The sequence below is a fragment of the Aliivibrio wodanis genome, from assembly GCF_052920805.1.
The window spans coordinates 710,200-728,059 of record NZ_JBREXA010000001.1; the positions used below are offsets into that span (position 1 = coordinate 710,200).

The 17,860-nt window shown below is 39.3% G+C and carries 12 protein-coding genes; 3 read left to right on the plus strand and 9 right to left on the minus strand.

The window, feature by feature from the left end:
* Window positions 1–33: 33 nt before the first annotated feature.
* From ACU5DF_RS03380 to ACU5DF_RS03410, 7 genes are all read right to left on the minus strand, one after another.
* Window positions 34–1,026 carry an Abi family protein gene (locus ACU5DF_RS03380; RefSeq protein WP_446711770.1) on the minus strand — a complete coding sequence of 331 codons (993 nt, stop codon included), beginning with the start codon at window positions 1,024–1,026 and terminating at the stop codon, window positions 34–36.
* A 176-nt stretch (window positions 1,027–1,202) separates the two neighbouring features.
* Window positions 1,203–3,650, minus strand: coding sequence for an EcoAI/FtnUII family type I restriction enzme subunit R (gene hsdR / locus ACU5DF_RS03385; protein ID WP_446711771.1), 2,448 nt, complete (start codon window positions 3,648–3,650; stop codon window positions 1,203–1,205).
* 248 nt (window positions 3,651–3,898) lie between these two features.
* The gene (locus ACU5DF_RS03390) at window positions 3,899–5,164 is read right to left on the minus strand and encodes a mechanosensitive ion channel family protein (protein ID WP_446711772.1); all 1,266 of its coding nucleotides are present in this window, start codon (window positions 5,162–5,164) and stop codon (window positions 3,899–3,901) included.
* A gap of 173 nt (window positions 5,165–5,337) precedes the next feature.
* Window positions 5,338–7,767 carry a GH92 family glycosyl hydrolase gene (locus ACU5DF_RS03395; protein WP_446711773.1) on the minus strand — a complete coding sequence of 810 codons (2,430 nt, stop codon included), beginning with the start codon at window positions 7,765–7,767 and terminating at the stop codon, window positions 5,338–5,340.
* 55 nt (window positions 7,768–7,822) lie between these two features.
* Window positions 7,823–9,223, minus strand: coding sequence for a PTS fructose transporter subunit IIBC (locus ACU5DF_RS03400; RefSeq protein ID WP_446711774.1), 1,401 nt, complete (start codon window positions 9,221–9,223; stop codon window positions 7,823–7,825).
* 23 nt (window positions 9,224–9,246) lie between these two features.
* The gene (locus tag ACU5DF_RS03405; RefSeq protein ID WP_446711775.1) at window positions 9,247–9,678 is read right to left on the minus strand and encodes a PTS sugar transporter subunit IIA; all 432 of its coding nucleotides are present in this window, start codon (window positions 9,676–9,678) and stop codon (window positions 9,247–9,249) included.
* Between the two features lie 522 nt (window positions 9,679–10,200).
* Window positions 10,201–11,055, minus strand: a complete 855-nt coding sequence (locus ACU5DF_RS03410; RefSeq protein WP_446711776.1) for a helix-turn-helix transcriptional regulator — start codon at window positions 11,053–11,055, stop codon at window positions 10,201–10,203.
* 299 nt (window positions 11,056–11,354) lie between these two features.
* On the opposite strand from ACU5DF_RS03410, the gene ACU5DF_RS03415 reads away from it, so the two are divergent.
* Both ACU5DF_RS03415 and manA read left to right on the plus strand, forming a co-directional pair.
* Window positions 11,355–13,256 (plus strand): PTS fructose transporter subunit IIABC, encoded by a 1,902-nt coding sequence (locus tag ACU5DF_RS03415; protein WP_446711777.1) that lies wholly within the window; start codon window positions 11,355–11,357, stop codon window positions 13,254–13,256.
* Between the two features lie 96 nt (window positions 13,257–13,352).
* Window positions 13,353–14,552 (plus strand): mannose-6-phosphate isomerase, class I, encoded by a 1,200-nt coding sequence (manA, locus tag ACU5DF_RS03420; protein ID WP_446711778.1) that lies wholly within the window; start codon window positions 13,353–13,355, stop codon window positions 14,550–14,552.
* Window positions 14,553–14,632: 80 nt separating this feature from the next.
* On the opposite strand, the gene ACU5DF_RS03425 is transcribed toward manA, so the two are convergent.
* Together ACU5DF_RS03425 and ACU5DF_RS03430 are read right to left on the minus strand one after the other, a co-directional pair.
* On the minus strand, window positions 14,633–15,418 hold the full coding sequence (locus ACU5DF_RS03425; protein ID WP_446711779.1) for a PTS sugar transporter subunit IIA: 786 nt from the start codon (window positions 15,416–15,418) through the stop codon (window positions 14,633–14,635).
* On the minus strand, window positions 15,418–15,717 hold the full coding sequence (locus tag ACU5DF_RS03430; protein WP_446711780.1) for a PTS fructose transporter subunit IIB: 300 nt from the start codon (window positions 15,715–15,717) through the stop codon (window positions 15,418–15,420). Before ACU5DF_RS03430 ends, ACU5DF_RS03425 begins: the two co-directional genes overlap by 1 nt.
* Before the next feature lie 247 nt (window positions 15,718–15,964).
* Between ACU5DF_RS03430 and ACU5DF_RS03435 the strand changes: the two genes are divergently transcribed.
* Window positions 15,965–17,854, plus strand: coding sequence for a fructose-specific PTS transporter subunit EIIC (locus tag ACU5DF_RS03435; RefSeq protein ID WP_446712471.1), 1,890 nt, complete (start codon window positions 15,965–15,967; stop codon window positions 17,852–17,854).
* The last annotated feature ends 6 nt before the right edge of the window (window positions 17,855–17,860 follow it).

Consider the following 17,860-nt stretch of genomic DNA (forward strand, 5'->3'; position numbering starts at 1 on the left):
TAGGATTAGTAGAGTCTGTCTTTTTAAGCGAATTTATTTCGTCGGTAGTCCCATAGATGATGGATGACAACCAGGTATTGTTGGAAATTCAGCAATTAGCAACTCCACCTCTTTCAACCAACATGAGCTTGGACCTATTTGTTCAATCAAAAACCACATCGCTCTAATTACGCCATATAAGCGAGTAAGCGTATTGTGATTACCTTTAATATCATCAAACATTTCATGAGAAGGTAAAGCCAGAATTTTTGAAGATGCTTGATTCCAAATTCGAGTATGGTGAGCACATCGGTTACGGAGAATATTCATTTCCATCAACCAAGATTGTAAAACATTCGTTTCTTTCTTATCTGTGATCCCTAAACGAGAACAAATACGCTGGCGATATTTATTATTAAGCATACCGTAATACTTAGACATGGTGCCGAAGTCCCAAGCCTCAATTACTACCCAAAAAGGCATTTCTTTATCATTACGCTTATGCCAAACAATGCAATCTTCGCGACTTCGTTCAATAAGTTTTCCATGCTTATTTTGCCACTCTTCCCATAAACTAGGTTTATGTCCACGCTTTTTTAAGAACTTTCCATTGATATAGTCAGGATCTTTCCACGCTAGTGGCTCTGGGATCTCTCGGCCTGTCCCTGCTTCTTTGGTTTTTCCTCTGCCTAGTTCATGGGCTATTACACTACGAACAAAGATTTCGATGCGCTCTAACCCATCTAACATGGCAATACGAAGTTTTTTATCAAGCAAATAGAGATTACAAACATCATTAAAATTTGTATTTGGCAAAAATTCATTAAGACGTTTAGGGTGCTTTAAATGAGGGCATTCAATCGCAGTCCCTTGCTCATCTCGCTCTATAACCCTTGCTGGATACCAAAAGCCACTTAATCGATAATAACCAACTTGAGCTAATTTTCTCTTCGCTCGTTCGCCATCTTCAATATGCATTCCTCGTTGAGATAGAATATCAACCAGTTCTTCATAGTGCTTGAATTCTTTTGGTGGGGTAAGTGCCATAACCATCCTTAGTTCCTAGGCTTACATTTCTTAGTGTCCATAAACGAGAACGCCCAGCCTTGACTCCAAAGTTATTTCTTAAGTAACTTCAAAGACAGGGGACTGGGCACTATTGGGTTTAGTATTATAGAAAATAACGCTCTAGTCAACCACAGGCTCTAATATTGCGAGTTAGATTAGGCGGATTGGTAAATCTCTTGTTCTAATTCACTTACCGCTTGTAAGTAACCATTTTTATCACCAAATCCTTTTTTGATGATCTCAAGAGGTCTACCCATTTCATCAAATGGTTTTACTTTAAGCACTTGGATATTTTCAATTTCTTGTACACCTTCATCGGCATATTTAACTAATAAATTGTCTAATACTTGTTGTGCCGTCTCTGAGTATTTCGTGAAGTAATTACGTTTTTTTACATTATCTGCACGCTCTTTACGCGTCAGTGGCGGTTGGTCATAAACCACATGACAAATGAGATCAAACGGGTCCATCTCTTTGCCGACTTCATCTTCTAGTGCTGACCAGATAATGCCCGCTAATTCTAGCTCTTTAATCACCGCTTCTTTACGGTCGGCCTCATTCCAACGTTTTACAAACGCATCTAATGAACTAAATTGCTTATGCATGGTTTTTCGAGTGTAATCTTTGAATGATTCTGTGACTAATTTTCCATCACTATCATAATATTGAACACGTTCTGCAACCTTACTGACACTTACACCAGATACGTGGTACTTCACCATTTTTGGTGTTTCTTCTTCCCACTCACCGTCGCCTTTTGGCTCATAAATACCTGTAGGATCATTTATCTCACCCGTTTGTTCTACTGATTCAGAACTAAAAGCATCACTTGATTCTTCAGTACTTTCCTCGGTTTCCATTTCTTCTAAATCAACGGTTTCATCTTCAATGATTTCAGGCGTGGTTTTAATCACCTTCTCTGGCGTTCCATCAAAACGTTCATCTGCAAACAACTCGGTCGCTTTTTTAAAATCAAGAATGGTGAACCACAGCTTGCCATAGCGATCATCAATACGAGTTCCACGACCAATAATTTGCTTAAACTTGGTCATAGACTTAATGTTTTGATCAAGCACGACCAATTTACAGGTCTTCGCATCAACGCCTGTTGTCATTAACTCTGAAGTTGTCGCTATCACTGGATATGCTTTTTTAGGGTTAATAAAGTTATCTAGCTGTCCTTTCCCTAACTCATCATCCCCCGTAATCTTCATTACGTATTTGTCATTTTTTGCCATTTGCTCAGGGTTAAGGTTGGCAATGGCTCTACGCATACGATCGGCATGATCAATATCGTTACAAAACACGATGGTTTTCGCCATTGGGTCTGTACGCTTTAAATAATCTGTTATTGTTTTAGCGACAAGCTCGGTACGCTCATCAATGATCATTGTGCGATCAAAGTCTTTTTGGTTATAAATACGGTCTTGAATTAACTCACCGTTATTATCAGTTTGATCTTTGATTGGTCGCCAACCTTGCAAATCAACATCTAAATCGACACGAACAACTTTATACGGCGCTAAAAATCCATCCTCTATCCCTTCTTTTAATGAGTAGGTATAGACTGGATCTCCAAAGTAATCGGAGTTGGAGACTTCATCGGTTTCTTTAGGGGTTGCGGTTAAGCCAACTTGCGCTGCTGATTTAAAGTATTCTAAAATTTCACGCCATGCGCTATCTTCTGCGGCACTACCACGATGACATTCGTCAATAATGATTAAATCAAAGAAATTAGGATCTACTTGTTTATAGGCTTTTTGACTTTCTTCTGGCCCTGTTAGTGCTTGATAAAGTGCCAAATGAATTTCAAAAGAGGGATCAACCGTTCGACCTGTAATTTTGGTCATTGCGGTACCAAAGGGTTGAAAATCATTAAGGCGAGTTTGGTCTACTAATATGTTTCGGTCAGCCAAGAAAAGAATGCGTTTTTTCGCTTTTGCTTTCCATAAACGCCAAATAATTTGAAAGGCGGTATAAGTTTTACCTGTACCTGTTGCCATTACCAGCAATGCTCGATCTTGACCTGCTGAAATGGCTTCTACTGTTTTATTAATAGCTTGTAATTGATAGTAACGAGGGGATTTACCACTGTCATCATCATAATAATCTTGAGTTATAATTGGCAGTTGAGCTTCGGTGTACCCTTTCCAGATACAGAATTTTTTCCATAACTCATCTGGACTTGGGAAATCTTCTAATCGAATTTGGCTTTCTAACTGATGTTCTTCAAAAGTGCCAAGTTTGGTTTTATCATGAAAAATATAACCGTCACCATTCGATGAGAAAATAAACGGTATATCCAATAAGCGAGCGTAATCTAACCCCTGTTGGATTCCTTTACCCACTTCATGTTTATTGGCTTTTGCCTCAACAACGGCTAATGGCATACTTGGTTTATGATAAAGCACGATATCTGCTTTTTTCACCGTTTGACGCATACCGACTTGACCACGAACGATTACTTTACCGTCTCGTAGCGCAACTTCTTGACGTATTTGACTCATGTCATCCCACCCAGCACTTTTGATGGATGGAATAATGAATTTTGTAATGATGTCTGTTTCGGTTAGATTTTTTTTATTTATTGAACCCGATGACATGGTTTCCCTCAACCTAGCTATAAACTGAACGACGTGGCGATTTTATCATAAATAGCTAACGAAAAATGTGGAATAATCAATAAAATTAATAAGTAAAAGGACAACATTAATTACAATCAGTAATAAATTTAACTTATATATGATCACTCTTTGTTGCTCTGATATCACTCGTAATCAACACACCAAAAGTGAGTTAGATTTGTTAGTTGATAGGTGTAGCATTAAAATTCCTATCCCTCCGCCACACTCTATTCCTTCGATTTACCTATCACTGATGCATCGTAACCACTAAGTGCTTGATAAGGGCGCAGACCAAATAATGGCATAATAGAATAAATATGGTCGAAGATATCGGCTTGTACGCCTTCGTAGAATACCCAGTCCGTATTGTTGGTAAACGCATAAATTTGTAGTGGTAAGCCTTCAGGAGTTGGTTCTAGCTGACGCACCATAAACATCATATAAGAATGAATGTCTTTATTAGTACGCAAGTAAGCGGCCAAGTAAGCACGGAAAATACCGACGTTCGTCATTTGTCGAATATTACCTAAATGAGGAATATCATCTAGCTCTTCATTAAAGGTGTCTATTTCTTTTGATTTCTCAAATAAGTACTCGCGTAAAATTCGAATGCCCTTGAGCGATTCAATTTCTTCATCTGTCATAAATCGAATTGAATTCACATCAATATTCACTGAGCGCTTAATACGTCTGCCGCCTGAATCAGACATTCCTTGCCAGTTAACAAAGGCATTTTGTACCAACGCATAAGCTGGGATCATACTCACCGTATTATCAAAGTTTCGTACTTTTACCGTGGTTAATGATATCTCCTCAACTGAACCGTTTGCTTTAAACGAATCCATTTCAATCCAATCATTCAAGCTGATCATACGGTTAGCGGATAGCTGAATACCGGCAACAAAACCCAAAATAGTGTCTTTAAATACCAACATAACAAATCCGGTTGCCACCCCTAATCCACTTAAGAAAATAACTGGGGACTCATTGGCTAAAATTGACATTGATACCAAAACACCGACAAAGAAGGTGAAAAGCTTAATTAGTTGAACAAAGCTCTTTATTGGCATTCGGCGAGTGATCCCTCTAACCGTTGCCACATCATTTAAGGCATCAAGTAATGAAAATAACATCCAAATAAAGATAACCAAAATTGAAATACTTAGCACTTTATCAACAACGCTTGAAACAACAGAGTAATTTTCAAGTGCAAGTGGTATCAGTAAATTCAGCACCATAATAGGTACAAGAAGGGTCAACTTTTCAAGAACTTTATACGTTGCGAAAGCTTCACCAAGGGTTTTGTTGGTTCGATGTAGAAGATTTCTGATGGTTCGAGCAATAATATGACGAGTCACAAGATCACAGATAATTGCCACACCAATAACCGCTATAATAAATACCACTGTAAGCTCTGCACCATAGGGATCGGTATTAATGCCAAGCGTACTTAATTTACTCACTATATAGTTACGAAGATGGTTTTCTATCAATTTCTTGCCCTTACTATTAAAAAGAATACAAATGGATACATAAAAACTGGATCTGATTTTATGCTCTTAAATTGTTTCTACAAACCTTAATTTACACACAAATTCTATTCATAATAAATAAAAAAAGCCTCTTAGGGGATTAAGAGGCTTTGTATTAGGAAGGTATTTTATATTTATTTAATATTGGCTTTCATTGCTTTTGATTTATCACCAGTCATTACAAAGTGTAATTTACCACCCGGTTTAATTTCTTCATGCTCAAAGGTATTAAATATATTTAACGGTTTTCCATTGATAGTCACTGATTTAATGTACATATTTTCTGAACTGTTATTTTCAGCCGTTACCGTAAACTCCCCTTTACCAATGTTCATCACCACTTTATCAAAAATTGGACGACCAATAGTATAAGTTGGATCTGTCGGGGTTACTTGATAGAAACCCATTGCTGACATGATATACCACGCCGACATTTGCCCCACATCTTCATTACCTATGATGCCATCTGCACGGTTTTTATAGAACTCTTTGTATACCTTATCTAAATACTCTTGTGCCTTATAAGACTCTTCAGTACGGTTATACAGGTAAATAACGTGATGAGATGGCTCATTACCATGAATATACTGACCAATGTAGCCTGTCATATCTTGGTGTTGATCACCTTCATTAGAGTTAGCCGCAAATAGGTTATTCAGTTTTTGATTAAGTCCTGCCGTGCCGCCCATAATTTCAGTGAGTTTATCCATGTCTTGCATAAACGACCATTGCCACTGCCATGCATTACCTTCTGTGAAATAGTAAGCATCTGCTTTATACGGGTCAAACTCTCCTGCTGCATATTTTAGAGCACAATTATCACCGTTTTCTTGAATTGTTGGTACAAAGAAACCAGTCTCTTTATCCCAATGATTCAATGAATAATATGAACGCTCGTTAAATTCAGCATACGCCCCCATATCACCTGCCACTTTCGCGATTTCACCAATCGTCCAATCGTAGTAAGAAAATTCTAGCGAGTAAGACACTGAATTCCAATTAGGGAAACGTACACATTGCTCTTTTTCATGATAACTCAACTGTCCTGCCATTACCGCTTGTAAAGTATGGTCTGGAATTTGTGGGAAGTCATAAGGTCGATAATACGCTGATTTTTTTGCGGCTTCGAGTGCATGTTTAGCATCGACTTCTAGCCCTTTAACTACCGCATCTCCAACAATTGCTGTCGATGGATAACCAATCATTGTACCTGTTTCTTTACCTCCGCCCTCCCATTTAGGAAGTAAACCAAACTCATCAGATTTACGCAGTAAGTCATTCGCATAATCTGTTGCACGTTGAGGCTTGATAATAGTTAACAATGGGTGAACTGCACGGAAACTATCCCACGTTGAATAAATTGAATAGTTCTTCGTTTTATCAGCTTTACGCTCTACGCCTAACATATCACGGTATGTACCATCAACATCTTGAAACTCAGCAGGGGCAATTAGTGCGTGATAAATACCTGTGTAGAAAATGGTCTTTTCATCGTCTGTACCACCTTCGACTTTGATAGTAGATAGCTCTTTCGCCCATAATTGTTCAGCGTTAGATTTTACTTTTTCAAAGTCATACGTTGGGGTCTCCGCTTTTAAGTTCTTTTCTGCTCCCTCCCAACTCACAGGAGATAAGCCAACTCGCATTTCAATTGGTGTATCGCCTTTACCAAAATCTAGGTAGGTGATTTGCTCTTTATTCGGCACATTAATAGATCCATATACCGCACCCATTTGCATTGAAGCCGCAGCTCCGCCATCACGAGCAATCATGGCACTAGCCACTGGCTGGCTAAACTTAGCGTAAAAGAAAATTTCTTGCCCCTGGAACCAACCCGTAGATTTGCGACGACCACGAAGCGTATACTCATCAACTAACTCGACACGATTTTGTAACGATTCACCGTTATTAGCCGCCAATGTATGAGCAAGGTCAATCTTAACTTTACGGTCTGCACCTTCAGCAAAGGTATAACGATGAATACCCACACGCGTTGTTGTTGTTAATTCAGCTTTAATCGCCCCTTCATTCAGTGTGACTGAATAATAACCTGCCGTAGCTTTTTCATTTTTCTTATCAAAGGTATTATTTTCACTGTCTGCATCATTTGAATAAGGCAGAACGAGAATATCCCCTAAATCTGTCGCTCCTGTTCCTGATAAATGGGTATGCGAGAAACCGTAGATATTTAAATCGGTATCAAAAATATCACCTTTTTCATAGTCACTTGCATCCCAATAACCAGAAGCGGAATGCCATGGGTTTTGTCCCGCTTCTGTATCTTGGTTTGTGCCTTTAAACGTATCTGGTGATAATTGAACCATACCAGAAGGAACCACCGCACCAGCAAAAGTATGGCCGCTTGCTGCGGTACCAATCATTGGATTTACAAACTTCAGTAGTGATTGGTCTACGACAATATCAGCACCATCTTGAGGGTGCTCCACATCAGGAACTTCAACCCCTGGAGTTTCAGGGTAATAGTTATTAATGGTTTCGTCGTTACAACCTGAAAGTGTTATCGCAATAGCAAAAGCAATCATTGTTGGTTTAAAAAGTTTCATGAGTTCATCCTTAATTTTAATAAAAAGCGCGATGTAATTACACCGCGCTTTAGTGTTAATTCATGTTATCTTGAATCAATGATAATGCTGTTTTCATTGCGCCTTTGGTTGAACATTCAACTTGACGAATATTGGTGAAACGCTCACCTTCTTTGACTGGAATATCGTGAGCAAGGATGATGAACTTAGCGTTCGCAACATCTTTTGCTGTCAGTTTATTCATTAGGCCATTAGAACCTTGAGTTTCAACTTTAATCTTGATACCTGCTGCTGCACCTGCTTTCTCTAGCGCTTTTGCCGCCATGAACGTGTGCGCCACACCTGAAGGACAACAAGTAACTGCAAGAACATCGTACTCGCCTTCACCAGCAACTGGTGCCACTGTTTGTGCTTGTACTGGTGTTGCTGCCACTGTTTCATCTTCTTCTACAACTGGTTTCCAGAAGCCAACGATAAGTGCTGTTGTTAATGAACCTAAAGCAATACCAACCACGTACATTGGGATGTTGCTAGATACCGGAGCGGTAATTAATCCACCCCAAGGAGCATGAAGTAACACATCAGTCATAAAGCCGAACACACAACCAACCATGCCACCAGCAACGATAGACGGAAGAACACGCATTGGGTCATTTGCTGCGAATGGAATAGCACCTTCAGAGATACCAATTGAACCCATGATTGCAGCGGCTTTACCTGCTTCTTGCTCTTCTTTAGAGAATTTCTTCTTGAACATAAAAGTAGCAAGTGCCATGCCTAGTGGTGGAGTACAAATTGCGATACCAACACCACCCATTAACCATGGTTGTGTGTTTACTTGTGTTTGAGCGAATAGTGTTGCTACTTTGTTGATTGGACCACCCATATCAAACGCCGTCATACCACCAAGAATCGCACCAAGCACTGCTTTAGAAGAACCTGCCATTGATGCAAGGAATTCGTTCATCGCAATCATGAAAGAAGAAATAGCTGCACCTAGGCCCCACATTACGATGCCCGCAGAGACTAATGTACCAACGAGAGGGTAAATAAAGTACACACCAAGCGCACTTAGATGAGCCGGAATAGGAAGCTTCTTAAGTTGAAGAACCACACCACCAGCGATAAAACCAGCAACGATACATCCAAGGAAACCACCACCTAAATCAGCCATAATGCCTGATGCAATAAATGCTGGCGCTAACGCTGGTTTATCTGCAATTGAGTAACCAATGAAGCCACCAAGAATGATAGGGAAAAGTACAAGGCCTTTGATCGCAATCGTAGAAATATCCGCTAAGATCCCCGTATCTGGTACAGCACCCTTACCTGTTGCCATTACCGCTAGAGCTAATAGAACCCCGCCAGCAACCACGAATGGAAGCATGTGAGACGTACCAAAAAGTAAATGACCTTTTAGTGTAGAAAGCGTTTTTTTCCAATCAGTTGGACTTTGCGTTGCAGTCATCGTTGACATAAGAAGTATTCCTAAAAGTGAAATTAATTAATCAATAGGTTTAAAATTTCTTGTTCCGTTGTCGCTTTTTGCATATCGGCAATTAAGTCATCACCGAATTTTTCAAATAACGCTTGTAGTGCATAAATGTGGTGATCACCGCTTTCTGGAGAGGCAATCATAAAAAATACGGTTGGTTGATCATCATCAGCACCGTATTCAATCGCTGTTTTTGCAACACCAATCGCAATTGCAGGTTCAATAACCGCGGCATTTTTAGTATGTGGATAAGCAATACCCATATCTGAAGTCACACACTGAGCTTCACGTTCATAAATACCCGCTAAAAATTTTTCTTTATTATCAATACGGTTATTTTTTAATAACATCTCAGCTAATTCAGAAAATACGCCATCTTTAGTCGTCGCTTCTAAATTCAGTTTAATTAAATTGGTGTTTACTAGTGTTGTGATCATTATATTTCCCTTAATAATAATTTTTACTTAATTCAAACTGCATTAAGTTGATGAGGGAATAATATGAATTAAACGACTTCTTGGTAAGTTGACATTTAAAGCATTTACTGGACTTTTGTACCCGAGAAATCAAACTGTGATGGCGATAACAAATCCACGACGATAACTGAACAAAAACCATTGACGCACTAAACCAATTACTTAAATCATATAAAAATCAGTAGAATATCTTATAACAAATAGCTTTTTGATTTATAAAAGTGGATAAGACACCAGAGGAAACAACTACGGGATCTGAATTGTGAACTAGACAACATTGCGAAAAGGAATAGAAAAGTGATGATTTAATCTGGTATTAAACACGAAAAATAGATGGGTTTACTTTATATTCCCTTTTCCATCGTTAATGAATGAACAATACAAAAGAAAGGGAAGTAAATAAAACAGATAATAACTAGAAAAATGACATTAAAACAAATGCCATTTATATTTTAGATTGATTACTTAGTATTAATAAACTAATTACTTAACCATGGCTCTATAATCTGATGGGGTATAACTAGTCTTCTTTTTAAATACACGATAAAAGTAGTTCACGTCTTGAAAACCACAACGTGTCGCCACTTCAGTTAAGCGGAAAGTATATTTCTTAAGCATAAATTTTGCACGTTCAATACGCACCCAAGTGATGTAATCCGCTAGCGTCATATGGCCCTGCTGTCTAAACATACGCGATAAGTGATTCGGTGAAATATTAAATCTGCTAGCTATGTTATTTCTATCAATACTACGGTGAAAGTTTTCCTGAATATAAATACAGATCCCTTGATAGAGATCTTCACTGCGCTTTTTCGGTGAGATCACCTCATTTGGCTCACCTAACATTGTTTTGCTATAACTCAACAACGCCAAAAGTAGATATTCATCAATCTGGTTTTTATTTGGTTCACGAGCGAGTGCATTTAAAGCTTCTAAAATATTGTCAATCGCATGACCTGTTCGAGTCTGAATACTGTACTTCTGCACATCATAGAAACCCTCTTCACCCTTGCGCTTACTCACTAAACTGAATCCCACTTGTCTGCGACCAAAAAGTAAACTAAGCACAGAGCAATCTTCACTCCAGTCGGGTTTATTCCAGCAGTTTGGTGGGATGTAGAGTGCATCTCCCGCCATGATTTTAACTTCAGTAATACCAATATCTGGATCTTCGATCTGATTTAGATACTCACCGCTGATCACTAACTCTAAACGAGGAAAGTTAACTTGATAACAACATGAGGGAGGCGTCACTTTATCGCCTGCAAACCAGATCTGATTGAAGCTTTCTCTTTCTGACAGTAGCGCCTCTAAAACAGTATTAAATACTAAACCCATGTTCATCACTTACTAAAATCAACCACACTTTTATCCACCAACCCCATCAAAATCAGGACGTTATTGATAAATAACCCATCAATAATCACACCAAAAACAACAAACTAAGTCATTATTTATTAAGTACTTTTTTGACTTGTGCATTATATCTTTTTGGTTTTATAAAAATCAGAGCTAAATCACACTTAGCTTTAGAGGATACAATAATCCAGTAAATGCATTTCTCGCACACTTACCAATAAACCTCATCAGAATCACACTATTCCCACACAAGACATTCACCCAAATGAGAATAACTTATGATTACTGACTTAATCAACGAACAGCTAATTTGCTTAGACCTTGCAGCAAAAACCAAAGACGACGTTTTTTCTGAAATGGCAGAACATCTTCTTCAACAAGGCCGAATCAATGACAAACAGGTATTTCTTAATGATATCTATGCAAGAGAAGAATTAGGAAATACAGGCTTTGAAGAAGGCGTCGCACTACCTCACGCGAAAAGCTCTGCGGTTATATCCCCAGCGGTAATGATTGGTGTTAGCAAGCAAGGCATTGAATACGGTGCAGAAGATGGATTACCGTCTAAGTTGTTCTTTATGATTGCCTCCCCTGAAAATGGTGCAGATCATCACATTGAAGTATTGGCTGAACTGTCTTGTAAATTAATTGAAGATGGATTTATTGAAAAATTCTTAGCGTCAACCTCACCAAAAATGGCGTTAGCACTGTTACTTGAAAAAACAGAAAACACCAACACAGGTGAAGCAAAGAATGGTTTCTTAATTGGTGTAACAGGTTGTCCAGCAGGTATTGCTCACACCTATCTAGCCTCTGAAGCACTAGAAAAAGGCGCGGCAGAATTAGGTTATACCATCAAGGTTGAAACTAACGGATCTATTGGTGTTAAAAACAGCCCTACCGCAGAAGAAATCGAAAAAGCAGAAGCAATTATTGTCGCGTGTGACAAGCAAGTAGATCTGACTCGCTTCGCAGGTAAAAAGCTAATCCAAACTAACGTTAAAGCACCAATTAAAGATGCAAAAGGCTTAATTACTCAATCTCTTACACAACCTCCTTTTGTTGCTGATGCTGCAAAATCAAGCTCAGAGAACAAAAGCAGCTCTTCTCAAACTCGCTCAGATATTTATCGTTACCTGATGAATGGCGTATCACACATGATCCCATTTGTGGTTACTGGCGGTTTATTAATTGCACTGGCATTAGCACTTGGTGGACAACCTACCGAAAGCGGCATGGCGATCCCACCGGGTAGCTTATGGAATAAAGTACTCGATGTCGGTGTTGTTGCCTTTACCTTAATGATCCCAATTCTTGCGGGTTACATTGCTTATGCGATTGCTGATCGCCCTGCACTTGCACCGGGTCTAATTGGTGGTTGGATTGCCAATAACGGTTCTTTCTATGGTGCTGAAGCCGGTACTGGTTTCATTGGCGCTATCATTGCCGGTTTGCTTGTTGGTTACTTTGTTAAGTTTATTGCCAACATCAACTACCACAAGTTCATTCAACCTCTTGTTCCTATCGTAATTGCACCGATTACGGGCTCATTATTCATCGCTTCATTATTCATTTTTGTTATTGGCGCACCCATTGCTGATTTAATGGACTCTCTAAACGTACTACTTACCAACATGAGTACAGGTAACGTCGTTCTACTGGGCATCGTTCTGGGTGGTATGGCAGGCTTTGATATGGGTGGTCCATTCAACAAAGTCGCCTTCCTATTCTCTGTTGGCATGATTGCAAGCGGTCAAACTCAATTTATGGGCGCAATGGCGTGTGCAATTCCTGTCGCTCCACTAGGTATGTCACTAGCAACGGTTATTGGTCGTAAATTCAACATCTTTGAAGAGTCTGAAATTGAAGCAGGTAAAGCTTCTGGTGCCATGGGTCTAGTCGGTATTTCTGAAGGTGCAATCCCATTCGCAGCACAAGATCCACTCTCTGTTATCCCTGCCAATATCCTTGGCTCTATGGTTGCTGCAGTCATGGCGTTCTCATTCGGCATTACTAATAGCGTTGCTCACGGTGGTCCTGTTGTTGCCCTACTGGGTGCAATGAATAAACCGGTATTAGCTCTGGCTTGTATGGCAGCAGGCGCAACGGTAACTGCATTGGTTTGTGTCTCTATCAAGAAAGCTCGCCAAGCGAAATCATTCTCTACCGCTGCGGCTTAATCTTCCCTATCTCCACTGTTTTCTTACTGGTAATACACAAAAAACCAAAGAAGAACCTCAGTGGAGACCATATTTTTTGATGACATCGAGTGCATTATGAATAAATCAACTCAACAATACTTCTACCCTATGACCAATGTAATTCAAGATTATGCATGGGGAAGTACGACTTCTATTGAAACCTTATTTGATATTAAAAACACCAGTCATAAACCTCAAGCTGAACTATGGATGGGCGCTCACCCCAATGGATGCTCTACCGTTATCATTAATGGTCAACCGATCTTATTATCTGACTTAATAAATCAAAACCAAGCAGCCTGTTTATCTTCACTAACTGCAGACCATTTTGGCGAACTGCCTTATTTATTCAAAGTGTTAGCTGCTGAAAAAGCATTGTCTATTCAGGTTCATCCTAATAAACAACAGGCTATGGCAGGTTATGATAAAGAGGAGCAATCTGGCGTTGCCCTTAATGCGTTTAATCGTAATTATAAAGACAACAATCACAAACCAGAATTGGTATACGCGTTAACACCTTACAAAGCGATGAATGGTTTTAGAGAATACCAAGAGATCATCAGTCTATTTAACCAAATGGCTCTGCCTTCTCTTGAAGAGATCCTTACAGCTTTTGAACAGCAACCAAACTCACAAGGATTAAAGTGTTTCTTTAAAGCAATCCTTTCATTAACTGATAACGCAAAAGAGTTAGCATTAACAGAGCTAGAAAACTTCGCCAGCAATAATAAACAAAATGATCTATTTGCTTTAATTGATGATTTATCAACTCAATACCCAAATGATATTGGTTTATTTACCCCATTAATTCTTAATGTCATTACTCTGCAACCGGGCGAAGCCATGTACTTAAATGCGTGCACTCCTCATGCTTACATTAATGGTACTGGGCTAGAAATAATGGCGAACTCAGATAATGTATTACGCGCAGGATTAACACCAAAATTCATGGATATTGATGAGCTTATGGATTGCACAGAGTTTGTTAGTATTCCCGCTGAATCATTGATTATGCAACCTAACATTATTAACGGTGGGATGAACTACCCTATTCCTGTGAGTGATTTTAAATTCTCTGTTTTTGCACCAGTAGACGAGCTGCCACTAGAAACACACAGTGCAGAGATCCTATTTGCAATTGATGGTGACATGACATTGAATCACTCAACAGGTGAAACCGTCAATGTACCGAAAGGACACTCTATTTTTGTTCCGGCTTACGCACATCAATACACACTAAAATCAAGTGGAAAAGTAGCGAGAGCATATAACTAACAATTAAATAAAATGGAATAGAATGGAATAGAATGGAATGATATACTGACTTAGCATTGTTGTTGAGTCAGCTTTTTTACTTATAACAACTGGCACATAGCGTATAGAATCAACGCCTGTAATCCCTTTGGTTGTCTTGTATTTACCAAACGTTGACTAAACTCCTCAGACAACATATTACGAGTTAAATAGGTCGCCGCCAATATCATAGGCTTGCTTGGTTTCTCAGGCAGAACCAATGCAATAATTAAATTTACTTCCCCCATTTTTGATGCCCAATCAACCGAATAATCACTACGAATGATCGCTATGGTTGGCTTCTCAACATAAGGAGAAATAACATGAGGTAAGGCGATTTGTTTTGCCATCGCGGTTGATGATCGCTCTTCTCGCTTTATCAAAGACAGCAACAATTCATCGGACTCTTGTGGGTAAATAAGCTGAGACAAGCCTTTTAAAATCTCGAATTTAGATAAGACGGCTTGTGCTTTGACGTAATGAAAATCAACTTCGCAATTAGGGGTTAATTGCGGACGGGTATTAACAATAGTTTCTGAGAAATCACACAGTTTATCAGAAGCAACAAAATCAAAGGTTGAAGCAAGTAAGTCAGTCAAAACAAAGTTAGCCCACTCCGCATCCATTCCTACCGTCACTAATTGGCAAAAATCTCCCGGCCTTAATCCTACTTTTAGTAAACCGAGTGGACTTGCTGCATCACTACTGAGGTTTTGAGTAATATTATCAATATAAACAAGGCTCTTAAACTTTTTAGCAAGTCGAGTAAGTTGACTCGCCACTTGAGGTGGCAAGCCTTGCTCATTTACAAAAAAGGTAATGCGATAGTCGATAATTGTCGACACCATTATGAAAGGTGTTTTCTCAAAATAGCATCGACATCAGTCAATATAGACTCAATACTGTATTGCTTAGTATTGATCCCTAAAAAACGACTCTTATTTTCAATTTCGATATCTGATGCAATGATGACAAGATCTGCATTCACAATATCAACAGGTGTGAGAACTTCTTCAACCCCCATTGCGCCTTGAGTTTCCACTTTGATTGACACTCCCAATTTCTCAGCCGCTTTTTTAAGCACATCTGCTGCCATGTAAGTATGTGCAATTCCGGTTGGACACGCTGTTACTGCCACAATTTTCATGATTTACTCTTAACTGGTAAAAATTCAAATCACTCAATGTATTCACAAGATATTAATTTGAATAACAATACATTGGCCATTTCTCTCTCATTTATCATAAAGTGCTTTCACATCAATTAATAAGGAGCAAACTCACACTTTGCCACAGAGGGTACAATAATCCAGTAAATGTCTTTTTTATCCAGTTATTAAAACTCAAAGATCCACTAACATGACTAACAAATTACCGATAGAAAATGGAATTGTTATGGATATCACCTCTCTTATTGATACTAATGTTATCTGCTTAGACCTGAAATCGACGTCTAAAGAAGACATTCTTGAAGAGATGGTAAATATATTAAACGATGCAGGAAAACTATCGAATAAACAACAATTTCTATCCGATGTATGGGCGCGAGAAGAGATCGGAAATACGGGTTTTGAAGATGGAATTGCGATCCCTCACGCAAAAAGTACTGCTGTCATTACTCCCTCTGTTGCTATTGGTATTAGTCGCACTGGTATTGATTACGGTGCTGAAGATGGCCAACCTTCGGACGTCTTTTTCATGCTTGCCTCTACTGATGGGGATGATAATCAACACATCGAAGCATTATCACAAATATCCATTCGATTAATTGAAGACGGCTTTACCGACAAGTTAAAAGCCGTACAAAATAAAGAAGAAGCTTTGGCGCTGTTTACTGATTCAGTTCAACCAGAAGAAGCACTTACTTCAACGACCGTAACTGAACCACAAACTGAAAAAAGTGAACTCTCTCGTGGTTTAGGTCGCGCAAAAGAACACCTACTCTTTGGCACCTCACACATGATCCCCTTTATTGTTGCAGGTGGGGTTTTACTCTCTCTATCTGTCATGATCTCAGGCCATGGTGCAGTACCCACCGAAGGGGTCTTGGCTGATATAGCACAAATGGGAATTGCCGGATTAACCTTATTTACCGTGGTGCTCGGCGGTTACATCGCTTATTCCATTGCTGATAAACCTGGATTGGCTCCGGGAATGATTGGCTCTTGGATAGCTGTTCAACAATACAATACGGGCTTTTTAGGTGCGATCATCATTGGTTTCTTTGCAGGGTTTGTTGTTCGTACATTAAAGAAAATTAAACTACCAGAAAGCATGACATCACTTGGTTCAATTTTCATCTATCCACTTATTGGGACCTTCATCACTTGCGCTGCCGTCATGTGGGTAATTGGTGCACCAATCGCTAATACCATGACACTATTAAATGAATGGCTTGCAAGTATGGCAGGCTCAGGAAAAGTGGTTTTAGGCGCAATTCTTGGCGCAATGGCTGCTTTTGATATGGGTGGGCCAATCAATAAAGTCGCGACTCTATTTGCTCAAACTCAAGTAAATACTCAACCTTGGTTAATGGGCGGTGTCGGCATTGCGATTTGTACTCCACCATTAGGCATGGCGTTAGCTACCTTCCTATCTCCTAAGAAATTCAAACGAGAAGAGCGTGAAGCTGGCAAAGCAGCAGGAATTATGGGGATGATAGGCATTACAGAAGGCGCTATTCCATTTGCAGCAGCCGATCCAGCTCGCGTGATTCCCGCTATTATTGCTGGTGGTATTGTTGGTAATGTTACTGGATTTGTATTCAACGTATTAAATCATGCGCCATGGGGCGGCTGGATTGTATTACCGGTTGTTGATGGGAAATTTGGCTATGTGCTTGGTACGTTACTTGGTGCATTAACCACTGCACTCATTGTTATTTCATTAAAGAGAAATGCCGTTGAAGATGAGGATAAAGAGATCCGTGAACTTATCTTAACTGCCGTAAAAAATGAAGGCGAAGCTGAGGTATTAGCGGTAACAGCCTGTCCATCGGGGGTTGCTCACACCTTCCTTGCAGCAAAGAGTTTAGAAAAAGCCGCACAACGATTAGGAATTAAAATAAAAGTAGAAACTCAAGGGGCTGATGGTATTAATAACCGCATTACCCCATTAGATATTAAGAACGCTAAATTGGTTATTTTTGCTCATGATGTAGCAATCAAAGAACCGCTTAGATTCGCAGGTAAACGTACTCTAGATATCAGCACTAAAGAAGCGATGTATAATGGTGAGGCGTTATTACAAACTAATGCAAGTTATCACCATTTATCAAAAATTTAGATTTAA